Consider the following 16,767-nt stretch of genomic DNA (forward strand, 5'->3'; position numbering starts at 1 on the left):
CGCGATGCATATCTCCACCCGACTGCTTTTCTAGGACGCGTGGCCCCCGCCGCGCAACCCGATCATCGTGTCAGTGACCTCCCCCACGGCCGCCCGCCGAAACGTGCGCCGAAACATCTGCCCGCAGGGATCTTCGCAGCCCTCGACACGACCCTTCGCCCTGTCTATACGTACGCGGAGACCAGTTTCGCAGATGGTGGGCGGCGAATCCGTGCGATCCGCCGCCCAGCGGGCCGCGGGCCGCGCTGGCCTACCCTGAACAGGGCACTGCCCACCGGATTTCAGGAAACCAGCCGAGAACGACCCGAGAAGTCGGAGAAGTCGCAGGTCATGAGCGAACTGCCATATCCATACGAAGCGCCCGCCTCGAAGGCGCTGTTCGACCGTGCGGAGGCCGTCACGCCCGGCGGTGTGAACTCGCCGGTGCGCGCCTTCGGCGCCGTGGGCGGCACGCCCCGGTTCATGGTGTCCGGCAGCGGCCCGTATCTGAAGGACGCCGACGGGCGCGAGTACGTCGACCTCGTGTGCTCCTGGGGCCCGATGATCCTGGGGCACGGCCGGCCCGAGGTGCTCGCCGCGGTGCAGGAGGCGGTCGCGCGCGGTACGTCCTTCGGCACGCCCGGTGAGGGCGAGGTCGCGCTCGCCGAGGAGATGACCGCCCGGGTCGCCCCGCTGGACCGGGTGCGGCTGGTGTCCAGCGGTACCGAGGCCACCATGTCCGCGATCCGCCTGGCCCGAGGGTTCACCCGGCGCTCCAAGGTGGTCAAGTTCGCCGGGTGCTACCACGGGCACGTCGACTCGCTGCTCGCCGCCGCCGGCTCCGGCGTCGCCACCTTCGCGCTGCCCGACACCCCGGGCGTCACCGGTGCGCAGGCCGGGGACACGATCGTGCTGCCGTACAACGACCTCGAGGCGGTGCGCGCGGCCTTCGCCGCCCACCCCGGCGAGATCGCCTGCGTGATCACCGAGGCCTCGCCTGGCAACATGGGCGTGGTGCCGCCGCTGCCCGGGTTCAACCAGGGGCTCAAGGACCTGTGCCGGGACAACGGCGCCCTCTACGTCTCCGACGAGGTCATGACCGGCTTCCGCACCAGCCGCGCCGGGTGGTACGGCGTGGACGGGGTCGAGCCGGACCTGATGACCTTCGGGAAGGTGATGGGCGGCGGCTTCCCCGCCGCCGCGTTCGGCGGCCGCGCCGACGTCATGGCGCACCTCGCGCCGGCCGGGCCCGTCTACCAGGCCGGCACCCTGTCGGGGAACCCGGTCGCCACCGCCGCCGGGCTCGCCCAGCTGCGGCTGCTCGACGACGCGGCCTACGCGAAGGTCAACACCGTCTCGCAGCAGATCCAGGCCATGGTCTCCGAGGCGCTGACCAAGGAGGGCGTGGCGCACACGCTGCAGAACGCCTCCAACATGTTCTCGGTGTTCTTCACCGACCGGCCGGTGCGCAACTACGACGACGCCAGGGCGCAGGAGTCGTATCGTTTCACCGCCTTCTTCCACGCGATGCTCGCGAACGGCGTCTACCTGCCGCCGTCCTCCTTCGAGTCCTGGTTCGTCTCCACCGCCCACGACGAGCAGGCCCTCCAGCGGATCGCCGACGCCCTTCCGGCGGCGGCCCGGGCGGCGGCGGAGGCGGAGACCACGGCATGAGCGAGATCCACGGCAACAGCGGCAGCGGCGGCGACGACATCACGGTCGTGCACGTCATGCGTCACGGCGAGGTGGAGAACCCCACCGGGGTCCTCTACGGGCGGCTGCCCGGCTACCACCTGTCCGAGCTCGGGCGGAAGATGGCCGAGCGGGTCGCCGAGCACCTCGCGCACCGGGACATCACCTACGTGGCCGCCTCCCCGCTGGAGCGGGCGCAGGAGACGGCGACGCCCATCGCCAAGGCGCACGGGCTCGACCTCGCCACCGACGAGCGGCTGATCGAGGCGGAGAACGTCTTCCAGGGCAAGACGTTCGGCGTCGGCGACGGCGCGCTGCGCAGGCCGGGCAACTGGAAGCACGTGCTCAACCCCTTCAGGCCGTCCTGGGGTGAGCCGTACGTCGACCAGGTGGTGCGCATGATGGGCGCGCTGAACGCGGCGAAGGACAAGGCGCGCGGGCACGAAGCGGTGCTGGTGAGCCACCAGTTGCCGATCTGGATCGTGCGCTCCTACGTCGAGCGGCGCCGGCTGTGGCACGACCCGCGCCGGCGGCAGTGCACGCTCGCCTCGCTGACGACGTTCACCTACCGGGGCGACCGGATCGTCTCCGTCGGCTACAGCGAGCCGGCCCGCGACCTGGTCCCCGCCCACCTGCGAGCAGGCGCCAAGCCGGTCAAGGGCCAGAGCAAGGCCTTCGGCGCCTAGCCGGCACACGCCAGGGGTCCCGGGGGCGGTGCGTGCGCCGCCCCCGGCCCGGTGTGCTCGGAGTCCCGCGACGGTGCGCTCGGCGCACCTGGTCCGCCGCCTCGCGGCCGTGCGCTCGGCGCACCTGGTCCGCCGTCTCGCGGCCGTGCGCTCGGCGCACCTGGTCCGCCGTCTCGCGGCCGTGCGCTCGGCGCACCTGGTCCGCCGTCTCGCGGCCGTAAGCCCCGTGCACCGCGCCGGAGTTGACGGTGCATCGCGCCGTCGGCCCGCCCCGCCCGTGTCCCGGCGCACCCCCTGCGCCCGACCACCGGACAGTTTCATGACGTTTGTTGCGAAATTCATACCGGCGGTGGGAACCCCCGCGTCCGTCGCTGCCTCTCAGTGGGTGACCATCGAAGGACGGGACGGATCGAGGATCTCATGCGCACCTTCTCCCGGAGGGGAATGCTCGGCCTCGGCGCGGGCACCGCGGCCGCCATCGGGCTCGCGGGCTGCGGCACCGACAGCTCTTCCGACGGCGGCGACCGCTCCGGCGGTTCCGGCAAGGGGAGTTCGGGCGGCGGCAAGAGCACCGACCGTCCGGAGCGCCTCATCGGCGACGGCTCCACGGCGTACACCGGCGCGCAGCCCTTCCAGCCCGCCAAGCCCGAGCCGCTGGAGCCGGGGCAGACCCCGCCGCAGTTCGTCATCTTCTCCTGGGACGGGGCGGGTGAGGTCGGCAACGGCCTCTTCCCCCGCTTCCTCGACCTCGCCAAGCAGCACGGCGCCCACATGACCTTCTTCCTCTCCGGCCTCTACCTGCTGCCGGAGTCCAAGAAGCGCCTGTACGACCCGCCGAACAACCCGCGCGGCGCCTCCGACATCGGCTACCTGACGGACGAGCACATCAAGTCCACGCTCGCCAACGTCCGCCGTGCCTGGCTCGAGGGCCACGAGATAGGCACCCACTTCAACGGGCACTTCTGCGGCGGCCACGGCACGGTCGGCAACTGGACGCCCAAGCAGTGGCGCAGCGAGATAGACCAGGCCAAGGCCTTCGTCAAGCAGTGGAAGACGAACACCGGCTGGAGCGACCTGCCCGCGCTGCCCTTCGACTACGACAAGGAGCTCGTCGGCGGCCGCACGCCCTGCCTGCTCGGCCAGAACCAGCTGCTGCCCACCGCCCGTGAGCTCGGCTGGCGCTACGACGCCTCCTCGCCCGGCGGCCTCCAGGTGTGGCCGCGCAAGAAGCTGGGGATCTGGGACCTGCCGTTGCAGCAGGTGCCCTTCCCCGGCCGCAAGTTCGAGGTCCTCTCGATGGACTACAACATGATGTACAACCAGTCCAAGAACTCGACCAAGGCGCCCGCCTACAACTACCCCGCCTGGCGCCAGCAGTCCGCCGGCGCCTACATAGCGGGCTTCAAGCGGGCATACGAGACAAACCGGGCACCGTTCTTCATAGGCAACCACTTCGAGCACTGGAACGGCGGCATCTACATGGACTCCGTCGAGGAGGCCTTCAAGCACATCGCGCGCGAGAAGGAGAAGGGCGCCGACGTGCGCCTCGTCTCCTTCCGGCAGTACGTGGACTGGATGGACGCGCAGAAGCCGGAGGTGCTCGCCAAGCTGCACGGCCTCGGGGTGGGCCAGACGCCTCCCGGCGGCTGGAAGCAGTACATGCAGACCGCCGGCAGCGGCACGGGAACCGGCACGGGCACGGGCACCGGAACCGGCACGGGGACGCAGAACGCGGGCTGAAATGCGGTTTTCGCGCCGCCAGGGGGGTGCGCGAGATCCGCGGAACGGGCATGCGAAACTTTTCACATGAGTGCCGTCAGCCGCGCCCCCCAGTGCTCGAACCGGGCGAACCGTACGCCCCGTCCGCACCCCACGCGCACGAGCCGCGTCCGCCGCCGCGCAGCCCTGCTCGCCGCGGGGACCGCCGTCGCGGCACTCACCCTGTCCGCGTGCGGCTCCGGCGGCACCTCCGGCGGCTCGGGCAACACCAACTTCATCACCGGCGCCGACGGCATCGCCACCGTCAAGAAGGGCGAGCGCAAGCCCGCGCCCGACCTGTCCGGCAAGACCATCGACGGCAAGCAGCTCGACCTCTCCTCCTACAAGGGCAAGGTCGTCGTCCTCAACGTCTGGGGCTCCTGGTGCGCCCCCTGCCGCGCCGAGGCGCCCAACCTCGTGAAGGTGGCCGAGGACACCGCCGCCAAGGGCGTGCAGTTCGTCGGCATCAACACCCGCGACACCAGCACCCAGCCGGCCCAGGCCTTCGAGAAGCAGTTCTCGGTGCCGTACCCGAGCCTGTACGACCCGACGGGCAAGCTGATGCTCCGCTTCAAGAAGGGCACGCTCAACCCGCAGCTCATCCCGACCACGATCGTCCTCGACCGCGACGGGAACATCGCGGCGCGCGCACTCCAGGCGCTCAGCGAGGACAAGCTGCGCAAGATGCTCGACCCGGTCGTCGCGGAGAAGTGACCCGCCGTGCTACTGGCCGAAGCCATTGACACCAGCCGGACCGTCAGCAGCGGAGCGCTGCTGCTGGCGCTCCCCGTCGCCGTGCTCGGCGGACTGGTCTCCTTCTTCTCCCCCTGCGTCCTCCCACTCGTCCCCGGCTACCTGTCGTACGTGACGGGAGTCACCGGCACCGACCTCGGCGAGGCGCGCCGGGGCCGGATGGCCGTGGGCGCCTCGCTCTTCGTGCTCGGCTTCACCGCCGTGTTCGTCTCCGGCGGCGCCCTGTTCGGCTACTTCGGGCAGACCCTCCAGGACCACAAGGGCCCCCTGACCAAGGTGCTCGGGGTGCTCATGATCCTCATGGGCGTCTTCTTCATGGGCCTGATGCCCTGGATGACCCAGCGTGAGTTCCGCTTCCACCGGCGCCCGACCACGGGCCTGGTGGGCGCGCCGCTGCTGGGCGCACTGTTCGGCATCGGCTGGACCCCGTGCATCGGCCCCACCCTCTCCGCCGTCCAGACGCTCTCCTTCCAGCAGGCGAGCGCGGGGCGCGGCGCGCTGCTCACCGTCGCCTACTGCGCCGGGCTCGGGATCCCCTTCGTGCTCACCGCGATCGCCTTCCGCAAGGCCCTCGGCGCCTTCGGCTGGGTCAAGCGTCACTATGTCTGGGTGATGCGCATCGGCGGCTCGATGATGATCCTGACCGGTGTGCTGCTGCTGACCGGTGTCTGGGACCTCCTGGTGCAGCAGATGCAGACCTGGTCCACCGGCTTCACTGTGGGGATCTGATCGATGAGCAAGACGACAACCGGCACCCCCGCCGACGAGACCCCGGTCACCGGGACTCCCGACGGCGAGACCCCGGTCACCGGGCCCCCCGACGGCGGCATCCCCGAGGACGATCTCGGCGCCGCCGGGTCCCAGCTGTCCACCGCGCCCTCCGAGACCGCCGTGCCCGGCTCCTTCGGCGGCAACCGCGCCCCCGGCGCGGCCGGCTGGCTGGCGTGGACCGGACGGGAGGTCCTCGGCTGGGCCCGCTGGTTCTGGCGGCAGCTGACCTCGATGCGGGTCGCGCTGCTGCTGCTGTTCCTGCTCTCCCTCGGCGCCGTTCCCGGCTCGCTGATCCCGCAGACCAACACCAACGCCATGAAGGTCGACGCCTTCCGGCAGGCGCACAAGACCCTCGCCCCGCTGTACGACAAGCTCGGCCTGTTCCACGTCTACAGCTCGGTGTGGTTCTCCGCGATCTACATCCTGCTGTTCGTCTCCCTCATCGGCTGCATCGTGCCGCGCACCTGGCAGTTCACCGGCCAGCTGCGCAGCCGGCCGCCGGGCGCGCCCAAGCGGCTGACCAGACTGCCCGCGTACGCCACCTGGCGCACCGGCGCCGCGCCCGAGGAGGTCCGCGAGGCCGCGCTGCGCGTGCTGAAGGACCGCCGCTTCCGCGCCCACACCGAGGGTGACGCCGTCGCCGCCGAGAAGGGCTATCTGCGCGAGGCCGGCAACCTCGCCTTCCACATCGCGCTGATCGTGATGCTGGTCGCCTTCGCCTGGGGCCAGTTGTACAAGACCGAGGGCAACAAGCTGGTCGTCGAGGGCGACGGCTTCTCCAACACCCTCACCCAGTACGACGACTTCAAGTCCGGCAGCCTCTTCAACGACGACAACCTGGTGCCGTTCAGCTTCAACCTGGACAAGTTCACCGCCACCTACGAGCGCAACGGCCCCAACAAGGGCACCGCCCGCACCTTCCAGGCGGCCGTCGACTACAGCGTGGGCGCCGACGGCAAGGAGCGGCGCACCACCATCAAGGTCAACGAGCCGCTGGAGATCGGCGACGCCAAGGTCTACCTGGTCAGCCACGGCTACGCGCCCACGGTCACCGTCCGCGACGGCAAGGGCGACGTGGTGCTGCACCAGGCGGTGCCGATGCTGCCGATCGACTCCAACGAGACCTCGCAGGGCGCGATCAAGGTCCTCGACGGCTACCGCGACGCGCGGGGCAAGTCCGAACAGCTGGGCTTCTCCGCGTTCTTCGTGCCCACCTTCGCGGGCGCCGGCAAGGGCACGATGTTCTCTCAGTTCCCCGCGCTGGACTTCCCCGTCCTCGCGGTGAGCGGCTACCACGGCGACCTGGGCGTCGACGCGGGCGTCCCGCAGAACGTGTACCAGCTGGACACCAAGGACAACCCCAACCTCAAGCAGTTCAAGGACGCCAAGGGCGAGATCGTCAAGCAGCGGCTGCTGCCCGGCGAGACCATGACGCTGCCGAACGGCGCCGGCTCCATCACCTTCGACAAGGACATCAAGGAGTGGGCCGGCTTCCAGATCGTCCAGCAGCCCGGCACCGACTGGGCGCTGGCCGGAGCCCTCGCCGCGATCGCGGGACTGGCCGGCTCGCTGTTCATCCAGCGCCGCCGGGTCTGGGTGCGCGCGGTCGCCGGCGCGGACGGCGTGACGGTCGTCGAGGTGGCCGGCCTCGGCCGCAGCGAGTCCGCGAAACTCCCCGAGGAGATCGGCGACATCGCCGCCCTCGTCCACGACAAGGCACCCGCACAGACCGACGCCGACCCCGACCGGGAGCCGGACGACGAGACTTACGCATCCGCCGAAGGGGCTGAGAAGAAGTGACTTTCGCCGCCGCAACAGAGCTCGCCACGGCGACCAACGAGCATCTGGCGAACATCAGCAACACGCTGATCTACTCCGCGATGGCCGTCTACACCCTGGCCTTCTTCGCCTACATCGCCGAATGGCTCTTCGGCAGCCGCAGCAAGGTCGGCCGCACGGCCGCCGCGCTGACCGCCGAGGCCGCCACGGCCAAGGCCAAGGGCCCTGCCGTGACGGTGAAGTCCAAGGGCGGCACCGCCGTCCTGGAGCGGCCCGAGGTGATCGTACGGTCCTCGGCCGGCTCGCGTGACGTGCCCGACGGGCCGGGCGCGCACGGCGGCGACGAGCAGGGCGACCTCTACGGCCGTATCGCGGTGTCCCTCACCGTGCTCGCCTTCCTGGTGGAGCTGTGCGGCGTGCTCGCGCGCGCGGCCTCCGTGCAGCGGGCGCCGTGGGGCAACATGTACGAGTTCAACATCACCTTCTCCACGGTCGCGGTCGGCGTCTACGTCGTGCTGCTCGCCCTGAAGAAGAACGTGCGCTGGCTCGGCCTCTTCCTGACCACCACGGTCCTGCTCGACCTCGGCCTGGCCGTCACCGTCCTCTACACGGCGAGCGACCAGCTGGTCCCGGCCCTGCACTCGTACTGGCTCTACATCCACGTCTCCACCGCGATCTTCTGCGGCGCGGTGCTCTACGTGGGCGCGATCAGCACCCTGCTGTACCTGTTCAAGGACTCCTACGAGAACAAGCTCGCGGGCGGCGGCAAGCCGGGCGCCTTCGCGAGCTCCGTCCTGGAGCGGCTGCCCGCCTCGGCGTCCCTGGACAAGTTCGCCTACCGGATCAACGCCGCCGTCTTCCCGCTGTGGACGTTCACGATCATCGCGGGCGCCATCTGGGCCGAGTCGGCGTGGGGCCGCTACTGGGGCTGGGACCCCAAGGAGACCTGGGCCTTCATCACCTGGGTCGCCTACGCCTGCTACCTGCACGCCCGCTCCACGGCCGGCTGGAAGGGCCGCAAGGCCGCCTACATCGCGCTGATCGCGTTCGGCTGCTGGCTGTTCAACTACTACGGCGTGAACATCTTCGTGGGCGGCAAGCACTCCTACGCGGGGGTGTGAGCCCCGGGCGGGGTGCGAGCCCCGCTCCCAGGCCGGGCGCGAGCCCGCGCGCGACACTTGAGGCATGACCGGTTCCATCGAACAGGGCACCAGCCAGACCCACGGCAACACACACATCCTGGGCTTCCACGTGCGGCTGCCGAGACCCATGGAGGGGGTCTGGCCGGCGCTCGCCACACCCGAGGGGCTCCAGCGCTGGTTCACGGCGGCCGACGAGCTGGAGCCCCGGCTCGGCGGCGCGGTCAGCCTGCGCGACCTCGGCAGCGGGCGGATCACCGCCTGGGACGTCGACCGGGTCGCCGAGTACACCCTCGAGGGCGGCGGCCGCATCCGCTTCCACCTGGAACGCGACGGCGAGGGCGGCTCCCTGCTCCGCTTCACCCACGAGTTCCAGGGCGAGGGCGAGAGCGAGCCGGGCTGGCGGGCCCGCTTCGAGCGGCTGATCGGCCAGCTGTCGAGCTGACCGGACGGCTCCCGGGCGGCCGGCCGGACGACCCGGGCGGCCGCCCGGGTCGTCACCGCGTCCTCACTCCGTCCTGGGGTCGTCCTTGCGCAGCGACTTCAGGAACTCCGGGTTGTCGTCGGGGGCGACCCAGCTCGGGCCCGAGGGCCGTCCGGGCGCCCGGCGGACCCTGCCCGCCAGCAGCCAGGCGACGGGACCCACCAGCACCTCGCCGAAGAGCAGGATGACGATCACCCACGCCACCTTCGGCATGCCGCGCACCTCGTCCTCGGGGGTGTTCAGGCAGTCGACGAACGCGTAGATCCACAGGGCCAGGACCAGCAGCAGGGGCAGATACCTGAACATGGGGCGCCTCTCCGGGCGGTCGTGCGGAGGGCCTTGGGACGGCCCCGGTGACCGGGCCAGGGTAGCCGGTGACAGATACTGGGACGCATGGCTTACGACGATCTTCGCTCCCTGCTCAGGGCGCTGGAGCGCGAGGGCGACCTCAAGCGCATCAAGGCCGAGGTCGACCCGTACCTGGAGGTCGGTGAGATCGTCGACCGGGTGCAGAAGTCGGGCGGTCCCGCGCTGCTCTTCGAGAACGTCAAGGGCTCGGCGATGCCGCTCGCGATGAACGTCTTCGGCACCGACCGCCGCCTGCTCAAGGCGCTCGGCCTGAAGTCGTACGGCGAGATCTCCGAGAAGATCGGCGGGCTGCTGCGGCCCGAGCTGCCGCACGGGTTCGTGGGCGTGCGCGAGGCGTTCGGCAAGCTCGGCGCGATGGCGCACGTACCGCCGAAGAAGGTGAAGCCGGACAACGCGCCCGTGCAGGAGGTCGTGCTGCGCGGCGAGGAGGTCGACCTCGACCGGCTGCCCGCGCTGTTCACCTGGCCCGAGGACGGCGGGTCCTTCTTCAACCTCGGGCTCACCCACACCAAGGACCCCGAGACGGGCATCCGCAACCTGGGTCTGTACCGGCTCCAGCGCCACGACCGGCGCACCATCGGCATGCACTGGCAGATCCACAAGGACAGCCGCAACCACTACCAGGTGGCCGCGCGCAAGGGCGAGCGGCTGCCGGTCGCCATCGCCTTCGGCTGCCCGCCCGCCGTGACGTACGCCTCCACCGCGCCGCTGCCCGGCGACATCGACGAGTACCTGTTCGCCGGCTTCGTCGCGGGCAAGCGGATCGAGATGGTCGACTGCAAGACCGTGCCGCTCCAGGTGCCGGCCAACGCCGAGGTGGTTTTGGAGGGGTGGCTGGAGCCCGGCAGGATGCTGCCCGAGGGGCCCTTCGGCGACCACACCGGCTTCTACACCCCGCAGGAGCCCTTCCCGGCGCTGACCATCGACTGCGTGACCATGCGCAGGCGTCCCCTGCTCCAGTCGATCGTCGTGGGCCGGCCCCCGACCGAGGACGGCCCCCTCGGCCGCGCCACCGAGCGCTTCTTCCTGCCGCTGCTGAAGATCATCGTGCCGGACATCGTGGACTACCACCTGCCCGAGGCGGGCGGCTTCCACAACTGCGCGATCGTCTCCATCGACAAGAAGTACCCCAAGCACGCCCAGAAGGTGATGCACGCCGTCTGGGGGGCACACATGATGTCGCTGACCAAGCTGATCGTGGTCGTCGACGCCGACTGCGACGTGCACGATCTGCACGAGGTGGCCTGGCGGGCCCTCGGCAACACCGACTACGCCCGTGACCTCACGGTCGTGGAAGGCCCCGTCGACCACCTCGACCATGCCTCCTACCAGCAGTTCTGGGGCGGAAAGGCGGGCATCGACGCCACCCGGAAGCTGCCGGAGGAGGGCTACACCCGCGACGGCGGCTGGCCCGAGATGGTGCTGTCCGACCCCGATACGGCGGCGAAGGTCGACCGCCGGTGGAAGGAGTACGGCCTGTGAGTTCCGCTTCCGCCGCGATCGGGCAGCCGGGGCGCACCAAGGCGTTCCTGCGCCTGGTGATGATCGAGCACTCGGTGTTCGCGCTGCCCTTCGCCTACATCGCCTCGCTGACCGCCATGTACGAGTGGGACCGGAACATCCACTGGGGCCGGCTGCTCCTGGTGACCGTGTGCATGGTGGGCCTGCGCACCTTCGCCATGGCCGTCAACCGGATCATCGACCGGGAGATCGACGCCCGCAATCCGCGCACCGCCCAACGCGAGCTGGTGACCGGCGCGATGTCGGTGCGGCACGCATGGACCGGCGCGCTGATCGCGCTCGTCGTCTTCCTCGGCGCCGCCGCCCTGCTCAACCCGCTGTGCCTGGCGCTCGCGCCCATCGCGGTGATCCCGATGGTGGTCTACCCCTACGGCAAGCGGTTCACGAACTTCCCGCAGGCCATCCTCGGTCTCGCCCAGGCGATGGGGCCGGTCGGCGGCTGGCTGGCGATCACCGGCGAGTGGTCGTGGAAGGCGGTGATCCTCGGCCTGGCCGTGGGCGTGTGGATCGGCGGCTTCGACCTGATCTACGCCTGCCAGGACGTGGAGACCGACCGCCGGATCGGCGTCCGCTCGGTCCCGGCCCGCTTCGGCGTCCCGGCCGCGATCTGGGGGGCGCGCGGCTGCCACCTGGTCACCACCGCCCTGTTCGTCTGGTACGCGGTCGCCACCGGCGCGGGCGCCTTCCTCTGGCTGGGCCTGCTGATCGTCGCGGGCGCCTTCGTGTACGAGCACTCGATCGTGCGGCCGAACGACCTCTCCCGCGTCAACCGCGCGTTCTTCAGCGTCAACGGGTTCATCGGCATCGCCCTGTTCGTGTGCGCCCTGCTGGACCTCCTGGTCCGGGGCCTGAGCGTGTGAGCCGGGGCCCCGGTGGCCGACCGGTCCTGAGCAGGGCCCGGTCCGCCGGTAGGCTCAAGGTGTGAACGCAGGAGAAACGCAGCGCACGCCTTGGATCGTGGGGGTCTCCGGGGCGTCGGGGACGCCCTACGCCGCTGCCGTGCTGCGCGCCCTCCTCGACGCGGGACACAGCGTCGACCTGGTGGTCAGCCGGGCCTCGCGGCTCACCCTGCTCGACGAGACCGGCATCTCCTTCCGGGACGCCCACTGGCAGGACGACCTGCGCGAATGGCTGGCCCGCGGGGCCGACGGCAAGCCCGCCACCTTCACCTGCGACATCGCGCGGGTGCGGTACTGGAACGCCGGTGACCTCGCCGCGGGGCCGTCCTCGGGGTCGTACCCGGCGAAGGGGATGATCATCGTGCCGGCCTCCACCGCCTGCGTGGCGGGGGTCGCCCTCGGGCTGTCGAAGGACCTCCTCCAGCGGGCGGCGAGCGTCACCCTGAAGGAACGCCGGACCCTGGTCGTGGCCGTACGGGAGACCCCGCTGAACGGCCAGACCCTGCGGCACCTGGTCGCCCTGGACGACGCGGGCGCGGCCGTGGTGCCGGCCTCGCCGGGCTTCTACGCGGGCGCGACGCACATCCAGGACCTGGTGGACTTCGTCGCGGGCCGGGTGCTGGACGCGGCGGGCGTGGAGCACCGCCTCTACCGCCGCTGGCAGGGCGGCCTCGGCGGCGGAGCCGGCACACCGGGCGAGTAGCACCACCCGCAGGACCCACAGGACTCGCAGTACCTCTCACCACCCCGCAGTACCCGCAGCACCCATCAGTACCTTTCATCACCTCGGAACTCTTCAGCGGAAGGCTTCGATCGCATGGACGCGGTGGACAGGCAGCTCATCCAGGCCCTGAGGGAGAACGGCCGGGCCTCCTACGCGGAGCTGGGGCGCCTCGTCGGCCTGTCGGGACCGAGTGTCACCGACCGCATCAACCGGCTGGAGGCGGCCGGTGTCATCACCGGGTACCGCGCCACCGTGGACGCCGCCTCGCTCGGCCTCGGCGTGACCGCCCTGATCGGCATCTCGCTCTCCGACGCGGCCGACCACGAGGACGTGGCGCAGCGGCTGAAGGACCTGCCCGAGATCGAGGACTGCTGGTTCATCGCGGGCGACGACTCCTTCATGCTCAAGGTGCGCGCCACGGACGTCGACGGACTGGAGCGGATCATCCGCCGGCTGTCCGGCACCAAGGGCGTCTCCAGGACCCGTACCACCATCGTGCTGTCCACCAAGTGGGAGAACCGCGTGGGTGAGCTGCCCGAAGGTGTGTAGGTCACCCGGCGTACGGTAATCGGAGTCTTTTCGGAAAGAGGTATTCGCATGGACGCCGGGCTCAAGCGCGAGCTGGAGGAGAAGGTACGGGCGGGTGTCCGCCTGACCCGCGAGGACGGCATCGCGTTGTACGAGTCGGACGACCTGGCGTGGCTGGGCGGCCTGGCCCACGAGGTGCGCACCCGCAAGAACGGCGACGTGGTGCACTTCAACGTCAACCGCCACCTCAACATGACGAACGTGTGCACCGCGTCCTGCGCCTACTGCTCCTTCCAGCGCAAGCCGGGCGAGAAGGACGCGTACACGATGCGCATCGAGGAGGCGGTGAAGCTCGCCAAGTCGATGGAGTCGGAGAACCTCACCGAGCTGCACATCGTCAACGGCCTGCACCCCAACCTGCCCTGGCGGTACTACCCGCGCTCGCTGCGCGAGCTGAAGGCCGCGCTGCCGGGGGTGTCGCTGAAGGCGTTCACGGCCACCGAGATCCACCACTTCGAGACCATCTCCGGGCTGAGCGCGAGCGAGATCCTCGACGAACTCATCGACGCGGGCCTGGAGTCGCTCACCGGCGGCGGCGCGGAGATCTTCGACTGGGAGGTCAGGCAGCACATCGTCGACCACCGCACCCACTGGGAGGACTGGTCGAGGATCCACCGCCTGGCGCACGAGAAGGGCCTCAAGACGCCCTGCACCATGCTCTACGGCCACATCGAGGAGCCCCGCCACCGCGTGGACCACGTGCTGCGTCTGCGCGAACTCCAGGACGAGACCGGCGGTTTCCAGGTCTTCATCCCGCTGCGCTACCAGCACGACTTCGTCGACATGAAGGACGGCAAGGTCCGCAACCGCCTCCAGGCGCGCACCACCATGGCCACCGGCGCGGAGGCCCTGAAGACCTTCGCCGTCTCCCGGCTGCTCTTCGACAACGTCCCGCACGTCAAGGTGTTCTGGGTGATGCACGGCGTGCAGACCGCCCAGCTCGCCCTCCAGCACGGCGCGGACGACACGGACGGCTCGGTGGTCGAGTACAAGATCACGCACGACGCGGACAACTTCGGCACGCCGAACAAGCTGACCCGCGACGACCTGCTGGAGCTGATCCGCGACGCCGGCTTCCGCCCGGTCGAGCGCAACACGCGCTACGAGATCATCCGGGAGTACGACGGCCCGGACGCCGGCCGCCGCGAGTCGCCGCAGCCCATGCGCGTGTGAGCCCGGCCGGGCGCGGTACCCGGCGCGCGTGAGTCCGCGTACGTCACCCGCCGCGGCCGCGCCCGAGGACGCGTACACCGCCGAGCCCTTCGTGCCCGCCCGCGGAGGGCTGGCGGCGCTGCGCCGGGCCGCCGCCGGGTGCCGGGGCTGCCCGCTGCACCGGGACGCCACGCAGACGGTGTTCGGCGCCGGGAGCGCGGACGCCCGGGTCATGCTGGTCGGCGAGCAGCCGGGCGACCAGGAGGACCGGCAGGGCACGCCGTTCGTCGGACCCGCCGGGCGGCTGCTGGACCGGGCGCTCGCCGAGGCGGGTCTCGACCCGAGCGAGGCGTACGTCACCAACGCGGTCAAGCACTTCAAGTTCACGCGGGCCGAGCCGCGCAAGCGCCGCATCCACAAGGCGCCGAGCCTGCGGGAGATGACCGCGTGCGGGCCCTGGCTCGCGGCCGAGCTGGCGGTCGTGGAGCCTGAGCTGATCGTGGTGCTCGGCGCCACGGCGGGCAAGGCGCTGCTCGGCTCGTCGTTCCGGGTGGGCGAGGTGCGCGGCACGGTCCTGGAGCGCGAGATCCACGGCAGGCCCGAGCGGCTGGTGCCGACCGTGCACCCCTCGTCGGTGCTGCGCGCGGACGACCGGGAGGGCGCGTACCGTGGGCTGGTCTCGGATCTGTAAGTCGCGGTGAGCGCACTGTCGTAATAGATACGATGCCTCCATGCCCCTTACTTTCACGCTTGATCCCGCCGTCGACCCCGCCCTGCGCGACGGCGTCCTCGACCTGTGGACCGACGTGTCCAACGCGGGCGGCTCCGTGGGCTTCGTGCCCCCCGTCACGCGGGAGACGATCCGGCCCGAGCTGGTGAAGCACCTCGTGGCCATGGCCGAGGGCCGCGCCCGGCTGCTGGTCGGCCACGACGAGGAGGGGCGCGTCGCCGCCACGGCCTTCCTGACCCTCAACACCCACCGGCTGATGACCCACTGGCTGTGGCTCTACACCGTGATGATCCACCCGCGCCACCAGGGCAGGGGCTACGGCCGCGACCTGCTCGCGGCCGCCGCGGGGGCGGCGCGCGGCATCGACGGCATCGAGGCGATACGGCTGACCTGCCGGGGCGGGCTCGGCCTGGAGCGGTTCTACGAGTCCTGCGGCTACAAGGAGGTCGGCCGGGTGCCGGGCGCGATCAGGGTCGCGCCGGACGACGACCGCGACGACGTGTTCATGCTGCTGCCGCTGACCTGAGGGTTTGCCCCCTTTGACACCCCCCTGCGTGATCCGGCACCGGACGTGCTTCACTGGAGCGTGGGCCTTTGGGTCTTCGGGATCGTTCTGGACGAAAGAGTGGATTGAGATGCTCCGCTACACGCTGATGCGCCTCGGAATCTTCGTGGGCTGCCTCGCGGTCGTCTGGGGCCTGGTCTACTCCGGTGTGGTCCCGCGCGGCCTCGGCAGCTCCAACGGCCTGTGGATCGCCCTGCTCGCCCTGGTGATTTCGGCCCCGATCAGCTTCGTGGTGCTCCGCAAGGAGCGGGACCGGGCCTCGGAGCAGGTCGCCCGCCGGGTGGACCGGATGAAGGCGAACATCGAGGCCAGCGCCGGCCAGGAGGACCTGGCCGACGACCGGGCGCGGGCGCAGGGCTAGGGTCTTCCTTCCGGATCAGGCCGGCTTCGAGCGCCGTCGCTTCTCGGCCGACCGCGACCGGCGGCAAGATCCGGAAGAGAGGCCCTGGGGCGTCCTGATCCGGCCGGGACGGCGGGGGCGTGGCCGCTTCGCGGGCCGCGCGCCGGGGTGCGAACCGTAGGCTATGGCTCCATGGGTGCCGTGAAGACCACGCGGATGCCGCGTGCGGTTCGTGAACAGCAGATGCTCGACGCCGCCGTGCGGATCTTCGGCCGGCGCGGCTACATGGCCGCGTCGATGGACGAGATCGCCGAACTGGCGGGCGTCTCCAAGCCGTTGGTCTACCTGTATCTCAACTCCAAGGAAGACCTCTTCAGCGCCTGCATCCGCCGCGAGGCCGCCGCGCTGACCGAGGCCGTGCGCGCCGGAGTACGCCCCGAGCTGCCCGCCGACCGCCAACTCTGGGAAGGGCTGCGGGCGTTCTTCACCCACACCGCGCAGCACCCCGACGGCTGGTCGGTGCTGCACACCCAGGCCCGCACCCACGGCGAACCGTTCGCGGCCGAGGTGGGCGAGCTGCGCAGGGAGTTCGTCGCCTTCGTCACGCAGCTCATCGCCGTCACCGCGCGGGAGGCCCACCGCGATCCCGACCTGCCCGAGCGCGAGGTCTCCGGGCTCGCCGAGGCCCTCGTGGGCGCCGCCGAGTCCCTCGCCGCCTGGGCGAACGCCACCCCCGGCGTCACGGCCCGGCAGGCGGCGGCCACCCTCATGAACTTCGCCTGGGCGGGCCTGGACAACCTCATGACGGGCAAGCCCTGGACCCCGCCCGCCGCCTGAC

General features: G+C 70.8%; 18 protein-coding genes. 17 read left to right on the forward strand and 1 reads right to left on the reverse strand.

Going from position 1 to position 16,767, the window contains the following annotated elements:
* The first annotated feature begins 330 nt into the window (after positions 1–330).
* The 8 genes from hemL to IE217_RS25850 all read left to right on the forward strand — a co-directional run bounded on the left by hemL (position 331) and on the right by IE217_RS25850 (position 9,002).
* Positions 331–1,653, forward strand: coding sequence for a glutamate-1-semialdehyde 2,1-aminomutase (gene hemL / locus IE217_RS25815; RefSeq protein WP_190180352.1), 1,323 nt, complete (start codon positions 331–333; stop codon positions 1,651–1,653).
* Positions 1,650–2,357: a histidine phosphatase family protein gene (locus IE217_RS25820; RefSeq protein WP_190180353.1), complete on the forward strand. Its 708-nt coding sequence runs from the start codon at positions 1,650–1,652 to the stop codon at positions 2,355–2,357. Before hemL ends, IE217_RS25820 begins: the two co-directional genes overlap by 4 nt.
* Positions 2,358–2,777: 420 nt before the next feature.
* Positions 2,778–4,097, forward strand: coding sequence for a polysaccharide deacetylase family protein (locus tag IE217_RS25825; RefSeq protein ID WP_190180354.1), 1,320 nt, complete (start codon positions 2,778–2,780; stop codon positions 4,095–4,097).
* Between the two features lie 66 nt (positions 4,098–4,163).
* Positions 4,164–4,829 carry a TlpA family protein disulfide reductase gene (locus IE217_RS25830; RefSeq protein ID WP_190180355.1) on the forward strand — a complete coding sequence of 222 codons (666 nt, stop codon included), beginning with the start codon at positions 4,164–4,166 and terminating at the stop codon, positions 4,827–4,829.
* Between the two features lie 6 nt (positions 4,830–4,835).
* Positions 4,836–5,597 (forward strand): cytochrome c biogenesis CcdA family protein, encoded by a 762-nt coding sequence (locus IE217_RS25835; RefSeq protein ID WP_190180356.1) that lies wholly within the window; start codon positions 4,836–4,838, stop codon positions 5,595–5,597.
* 3 nt (positions 5,598–5,600) lie between these two features.
* Positions 5,601–7,439, forward strand: coding sequence for a cytochrome c biogenesis protein ResB (gene resB / locus IE217_RS25840; protein WP_190180357.1), 1,839 nt, complete (start codon positions 5,601–5,603; stop codon positions 7,437–7,439).
* On the forward strand, positions 7,436–8,539 hold the full coding sequence (gene ccsB, locus IE217_RS25845) for a c-type cytochrome biogenesis protein CcsB (RefSeq protein ID WP_190180358.1): 1,104 nt from the start codon (positions 7,436–7,438) through the stop codon (positions 8,537–8,539). Before resB ends, ccsB begins: the two co-directional genes overlap by 4 nt.
* Before the next feature lie 64 nt (positions 8,540–8,603).
* Positions 8,604–9,002, forward strand: a complete 399-nt coding sequence (locus tag IE217_RS25850) for an SRPBCC domain-containing protein (protein ID WP_190180359.1) — start codon at positions 8,604–8,606, stop codon at positions 9,000–9,002.
* Between the two features lie 63 nt (positions 9,003–9,065).
* Here IE217_RS25850 and IE217_RS25855 read toward each other — a convergent pair whose 3' ends face one another.
* Positions 9,066–9,347, reverse strand: a complete 282-nt coding sequence (locus IE217_RS25855) for a PLD nuclease N-terminal domain-containing protein (RefSeq protein ID WP_190180360.1) — start codon at positions 9,345–9,347, stop codon at positions 9,066–9,068.
* Positions 9,348–9,434: 87 nt separating this feature from the next.
* On the opposite strand from IE217_RS25855, the gene IE217_RS25860 reads away from it, so the two are divergent.
* The 9 genes from IE217_RS25860 to IE217_RS25900 all read left to right on the forward strand — a co-directional run bounded on the left by IE217_RS25860 (position 9,435) and on the right by IE217_RS25900 (position 16,766).
* Positions 9,435–10,892: a menaquinone biosynthesis decarboxylase gene (locus IE217_RS25860; protein ID WP_190180361.1), complete on the forward strand. Its 1,458-nt coding sequence runs from the start codon at positions 9,435–9,437 to the stop codon at positions 10,890–10,892.
* Entirely contained in the window at positions 10,889–11,791 is a 903-nt protein-coding gene (gene mqnP / locus IE217_RS25865) for a menaquinone biosynthesis prenyltransferase MqnP (protein ID WP_190180362.1), read from the forward strand. Before IE217_RS25860 ends, mqnP begins: the two co-directional genes overlap by 4 nt.
* A gap of 61 nt (positions 11,792–11,852) precedes the next feature.
* A complete protein-coding gene (locus IE217_RS25870; protein ID WP_190180363.1) occupies positions 11,853–12,533 on the forward strand; it encodes a UbiX family flavin prenyltransferase in 681 nt (226 codons plus the stop codon).
* Positions 12,534–12,647: 114 nt separating this feature from the next.
* Positions 12,648–13,103 carry an Lrp/AsnC family transcriptional regulator gene (locus IE217_RS25875; RefSeq protein ID WP_190180364.1) on the forward strand — a complete coding sequence of 152 codons (456 nt, stop codon included), beginning with the start codon at positions 12,648–12,650 and terminating at the stop codon, positions 13,101–13,103.
* Between the two features lie 48 nt (positions 13,104–13,151).
* The gene (mqnE, locus tag IE217_RS25880; RefSeq protein WP_190180365.1) at positions 13,152–14,315 is read left to right on the forward strand and encodes an aminofutalosine synthase MqnE; all 1,164 of its coding nucleotides are present in this window, start codon (positions 13,152–13,154) and stop codon (positions 14,313–14,315) included.
* 28 nt (positions 14,316–14,343) lie between these two features.
* Complete coding sequence (locus IE217_RS25885) at positions 14,344–14,985, forward strand: UdgX family uracil-DNA binding protein (protein WP_190180366.1); 642 nt, start codon at positions 14,344–14,346, stop codon at positions 14,983–14,985.
* Positions 14,986–15,025: 40 nt separating this feature from the next.
* Positions 15,026–15,550: a GNAT family N-acetyltransferase gene (locus IE217_RS25890; RefSeq protein WP_190180367.1), complete on the forward strand. Its 525-nt coding sequence runs from the start codon at positions 15,026–15,028 to the stop codon at positions 15,548–15,550.
* A 109-nt stretch (positions 15,551–15,659) separates the two neighbouring features.
* Positions 15,660–15,950, forward strand: a complete 291-nt coding sequence (locus IE217_RS25895) for a DUF4229 domain-containing protein (protein ID WP_190180368.1) — start codon at positions 15,660–15,662, stop codon at positions 15,948–15,950.
* Positions 15,951–16,121: 171 nt separating this feature from the next.
* On the forward strand, positions 16,122–16,766 hold the full coding sequence (locus IE217_RS25900) for a TetR/AcrR family transcriptional regulator (RefSeq protein WP_190180369.1): 645 nt from the start codon (positions 16,122–16,124) through the stop codon (positions 16,764–16,766).
* The last annotated feature ends 1 nt before the right edge of the window (position 16,767 follow it).

This window comes from Streptomyces naganishii JCM 4654 (assembly GCF_014650575.1).
GTDB classification, from domain to species: domain Bacteria; phylum Actinomycetota; class Actinomycetes; order Streptomycetales; family Streptomycetaceae; genus Streptomyces; species Streptomyces naganishii.

Bases quoted from the DNA above. Each gene is read 5' to 3' on its own strand.
- hemL (WP_190180352.1), top strand. From the start codon at position 331: ATGAGCGAACTGCCATATCCATACGAAGCGCCCGCCTCGAAGGCGCTG.
- IE217_RS25820 (WP_190180353.1), top strand. From the start codon at position 1,650: ATGAGCGAGATCCACGGCAACAGCGGCAGCGGCGGCGACGACATCACG.
- IE217_RS25825 (WP_190180354.1), top strand. From the start codon at position 2,778: ATGCGCACCTTCTCCCGGAGGGGAATGCTCGGCCTCGGCGCGGGCACC.
- IE217_RS25830 (WP_190180355.1), top strand. From the start codon at position 4,164: ATGAGTGCCGTCAGCCGCGCCCCCCAGTGCTCGAACCGGGCGAACCGT.
- resB (WP_190180357.1), top strand. From the start codon at position 5,601: ATGAGCAAGACGACAACCGGCACCCCCGCCGACGAGACCCCGGTCACC.
- IE217_RS25850 (WP_190180359.1), top strand. From the start codon at position 8,604: ATGACCGGTTCCATCGAACAGGGCACCAGCCAGACCCACGGCAACACA.
- IE217_RS25855 (WP_190180360.1), bottom strand. From the start codon at position 9,347: ATGTTCAGGTATCTGCCCCTGCTGCTGGTCCTGGCCCTGTGGATCTAC.
- IE217_RS25860 (WP_190180361.1), top strand. From the start codon at position 9,435: ATGGCTTACGACGATCTTCGCTCCCTGCTCAGGGCGCTGGAGCGCGAG.
- IE217_RS25875 (WP_190180364.1), top strand. From the start codon at position 12,648: ATGGACGCGGTGGACAGGCAGCTCATCCAGGCCCTGAGGGAGAACGGC.
- mqnE (WP_190180365.1), top strand. From the start codon at position 13,152: ATGGACGCCGGGCTCAAGCGCGAGCTGGAGGAGAAGGTACGGGCGGGT.
- IE217_RS25890 (WP_190180367.1), top strand. From the start codon at position 15,026: ATGCCCCTTACTTTCACGCTTGATCCCGCCGTCGACCCCGCCCTGCGC.
- IE217_RS25895 (WP_190180368.1), top strand. From the start codon at position 15,660: ATGCTCCGCTACACGCTGATGCGCCTCGGAATCTTCGTGGGCTGCCTC.
- IE217_RS25900 (WP_190180369.1), top strand. From the start codon at position 16,122: ATGGGTGCCGTGAAGACCACGCGGATGCCGCGTGCGGTTCGTGAACAG.